Source organism: Pirellulales bacterium, from assembly GCA_035546535.1.
Classification (GTDB): domain Bacteria; phylum Planctomycetota; class Planctomycetia; order Pirellulales; family JACPPG01; genus JACPPG01.
The window spans coordinates 1-3,632 of sequence record DASZWQ010000044.1 but is presented as its reverse complement, the minus strand read 5'-3'; the positions used below and the strand labels follow the sequence as shown (position 1 = coordinate 3,632).

Here is a 3,632-nt window from a genome sequence, read left to right as displayed (position 1 = left end):
CCTGTCCATATGCCGCGTGGGGCGCGTGGACACCCGATATGCGCCATGCCATAAGCCCCGCTTTCTTAAAGACCGGGCGGCAAAGGTTTTGCAGTCGCCCCGCGCATGCCGGAAGCCAATTCAATGCAATTTACCGAACGCCAGTCCGAAGGCCTCTTGCGGGTCTATGACGTGGTCGTGCCTGCCGCTGAACTGCAGCAGAAGCTGAACGCCAAGATTACCGAGGTGCAGCCGCGCGTGCGCATCAACGGTTTCCGGCCGGGCAAGGTGCCGGCGAGCCATATCCGCAAGCTCTACGGGCCGTCGATGATGCAGGACATCATCAACGAGGCGGTGCAGACCTCGACGCGGGAATCCCTCGAAAAGACCAATGCGCGTCCCGCATCGGAGCCGACGCTCGATGTGAAGAGTGACATCAACCAGGTCGTGGCCGGACAGTCTGACCTGAAGTTTGAGGTGTCGCTGGAGATCATGCCGGATTTTGAACCGGTGGATCTGAAAACCATCACCATCACGCGTCCCGTCGCGAAGGTCGAAGACAGCGAAGTCGAAACCGCGCTCGCAGATCTCTACAAAGCCAACCGCGGCTTTGAAGACAAAGACGGCCCCGCCGCCGATGGCGATCAGTTGACCATCGATTTTGTGGGCCGCATGGACGGCGAAGTCTTTGAAGGCGGTTCAGCCAACGATGCGCCGCTCGTCCTCGGATCGAAGCAGTTCATTCCCGGCTTTGAAGAGCAATTGGTTGGCGCCAAGAAGGGCGACGCGCGCACCTTGAACGTCACTTTTCCGGATGATTACGGCGCAACCGAGTTGCGCGGTAAAGCGGCTCAATTCGACGTCGAGGTGAAAGACGTCAAAGGCCCGAAGCAAGGCGAACCCGACGACGCATGGGCCAGCCAGCTGGGTTTCGACAGCCTCGGTGCTTTGAAAGACGCGCTTCGCCAGCGCATCGAGAACGATTACGCGCAACAATCGCGCGCGAAAGCCAAACGTGCGCTGTTCGACAAACTTGATGAAGCCCACGACTTCGAATTGCCGCCGCGCATGGTGGACGCCGAGTTCAATCAAATTTGGCGTCAGATCGAGAGCGATCGCGCCGCTGGTCGGCTTGATCCGTCTGATGAAGGCAAGAGCGACGAGGATTTGAAAACAGAGTATCGCGCCATCGCCGAACGCCGCGTGCGCCTCGGCTTGTTGCTCGCCGAAATCGGCCGCCGTCACAACTTGGTGGTGAGCGACGAGGAAGTCGGCAACGCCATTATGGCGCAAGCCCGCAACTTCCCGGGTCAGGAAAAGCAAATCATCGAGATGTATCAGCGCAATCCGAACCTGGTCGCTCAGGTCCGCGCGCCGATCTACGAGGAAAAAGTCGTCACCTTCGTGCTCGAATTGGTGAACGTTAAGAATGAGGACGTCAGCAAGGACTCCTTGTTCGCAGAAGATGACGCACCGGCGCCGGCGGCGAAAAAGTCGAAAAAAGCCAAGTCCGCCAAGGGTGAAGCCGCCGCCAGCGAGTAACCCTGCCACGTTCCGTCAGCCATAGGGCTTGCGGGCTGCGGCAAGGCGTCAAATATGAGCGCAGCCGGGGCGATTCCGGCTCCAGCGAAAGGCCGTCATGTCGTTTGACCCCGTCACCAAGATGATCAATTTCATGCCCAGCGTGCTCGAACAGAGCAGCCGGGGTGAGCGTTTCTACGACATTTTCTCGCGGCTCCTGAAGGAGCGGATCATCTTCGTGACTGGTCCGGTGGACGACACCACAGCCGCCTTCGTTACGGCGCAACTTCTGTTCTTGGAATCCGAGAACCCGAAGCGCGAAATCGCCATGTACATCAACAGCCCGGGCGGCATCGTCACCTCCGGCCTCGCGATCTACGACACCATGCAATACATCCGCAGCCCGGTTTCCACGGTCTGCATTGGCCAAGCCGCCTCGATGGGCTCGCTGCTGCTGGCGTCGGGCGAGAAGGGCCTACGCATCTGCTTGCCCAACGCGCGCGTGATGGTGCACCAGCCGTCAGGCGGCTTCCGTGGCCAAGCCTCGGATATCGAGCGCCACGCCGAAGACATCATCGCCACTAAGAAACGCCTCAACGAAATCTACGTGAAACATACCGGCCAACCGTACGAGCGCGTGGAACGCACGCTGGACCGCGATCACTTCATGACGGCCGAGGAAGCCCGAGACTACGGCATCGTCGACCGCGTTTATGAGCGGCGCGAACTGCCGGAAGGCCTGTCCGGCGCGGCGTAAACTCGCCGTAAGAAGCAGCGTTCTTGTCGCAAGGGCGTTTGCCGCCCCGGCATTGCGGCCTAGGGTCGGCGCCATGAAGCCGCTTAGAGCCGCCATGTGCGCTGCCGTTTTGGCTGTGCTTTCGTCGCCCGCCTTCGCTCAGGACGCGTCTCAGCCACCGCCGGAACAGGTCACCGTTACCGGCCACGCAGAGGACATGGTCCGCGATTTTGTCGGCCAAGTCTCGGCAGCGCCAGCCGGCGCCGATCAACTCGCGCGTTGGGACCGTAGCATTTGCCCGCAGGTCGCCGGCATCCAGGCGCGCTACGCCCAATTCATTATCGACCGCATCTCGCAGCGCGCGTACCAGCTTGGGCTCACGCCAGGCCGTTCGGGCTGCCGCGCTAACATTTTCATTTTTGTGACCCCGGATTCCCAGGCGTTCGCCAAGGCGCTGGTGGATCACCAGGCGCTGATGGCGACCCACACCATGGACGAGAACGGCAACTCGCGGGGGCAGGCGGCCCTTGCCGATTTCGCCAACACTGATCGTCCGGTCCGTTGGTGGCATGTGACCGAAAGTGTCGCATCTAATGGGCAGGTGCTTGGAAACGGTGACACTGTGTCAGGACCCATGGCACACGAGGTGGTTAGGCTCCCCGCTGGCCAGGCGAGCCGCCTGACGCCAACCACGCGCCAGGACTTCAATCGCGTGCTGATCGTCGTGGACGCCACCAAATCCCAGGGGGTCTCCTTCGCGTCACTTGGCGATTACTTGGCCATGGTGGCGCTGGCGCAGCTGGACCCAGCCGCCGACACAGCCCCGTACGACACGATCCTGAACCTATTCCGGGCCCGGTCGGCCAGTGGAAACGGTCCGACCGAACTCACCAGTTGGGATGAAAGTTACCTGCAAGGGCTTTACGGCGCGCCCAGGTTTGCCCGCAGTGCCCGGCAGCAGGCGGGTTCTATTGCCAGCCACATGCGTGGGGATATCACCCAGCCAGGGCCGTCGGACCGTTAGTCGGCTTGAACTTTGTGGCCGCTAAGGCCATCTCCGGTCGTCCGGAAATGGTGTTACAGCCGTATCGGCGCCCCAACGAATGGGGCTGTGACCCTGTTTGGGCGGCTTGCGGCCCCATCCTTGCTAAGGTCTAATCACCTGGCCGGGCGGTCGGGTGGTGAACGTTTTTGAAAGGGATCGCGGTCAACCATTCGTTACGGGCTGAGCTGCGGGGGGTCATTAGGCCGCCCATATCTTTGTCTAAACGGGTGACAGACGGTCGTCCTCTGAAGGATCGCGTATGAGCAAAGGCACAGCCAGCGGAGAGTCAAAGAACACTCTCTACTGCTCGTTCTGTGGCAAGAGCCAACACGAGGTCCGCAAGCTTATTGC

Annotated in this window: 4 protein-coding genes; all 4 read left to right on the top strand. The window is 61.0% G+C overall.

The window, feature by feature from the left end; translation table 11 throughout:
* The first annotated feature begins 123 nt into the window (after positions 1-123).
* Complete coding sequence (tig, locus tag VHD36_05370) at positions 124-1,521, top strand: trigger factor (protein HVU86727.1); 1,398 nt, start codon at positions 124-126, stop codon at positions 1,519-1,521.
* Between the two features lie 124 nt (positions 1,522-1,645).
* Positions 1,646-2,257, top strand: coding sequence for an ATP-dependent Clp protease proteolytic subunit (locus VHD36_05365; GenBank protein HVU86726.1), 612 nt, complete (start codon positions 1,646-1,648; stop codon positions 2,255-2,257).
* A 94-nt stretch (positions 2,258-2,351) separates the two neighbouring features.
* Positions 2,352-3,260, top strand: a complete 909-nt coding sequence (locus VHD36_05360; protein ID HVU86725.1) for a hypothetical protein — start codon at positions 2,352-2,354, stop codon at positions 3,258-3,260.
* A 280-nt stretch (positions 3,261-3,540) separates the two neighbouring features.
* Positions 3,541-3,632: ClpX C4-type zinc finger protein (locus VHD36_05355; protein HVU86724.1), on the top strand; the 92-nt coding region annotated here is incomplete at its 3' end.

What these genes read in the sequence shown, in the direction of transcription:
- tig (HVU86727.1), top strand. Translation starts at nt 124, where the DNA reads ATGCAATTTACCGAACGCCAGTCCGAAGGCCTCTTGCGGGTCTATGAC.
- VHD36_05360 (HVU86725.1), top strand. Translation starts at nt 2,352, where the DNA reads ATGTGCGCTGCCGTTTTGGCTGTGCTTTCGTCGCCCGCCTTCGCTCAG.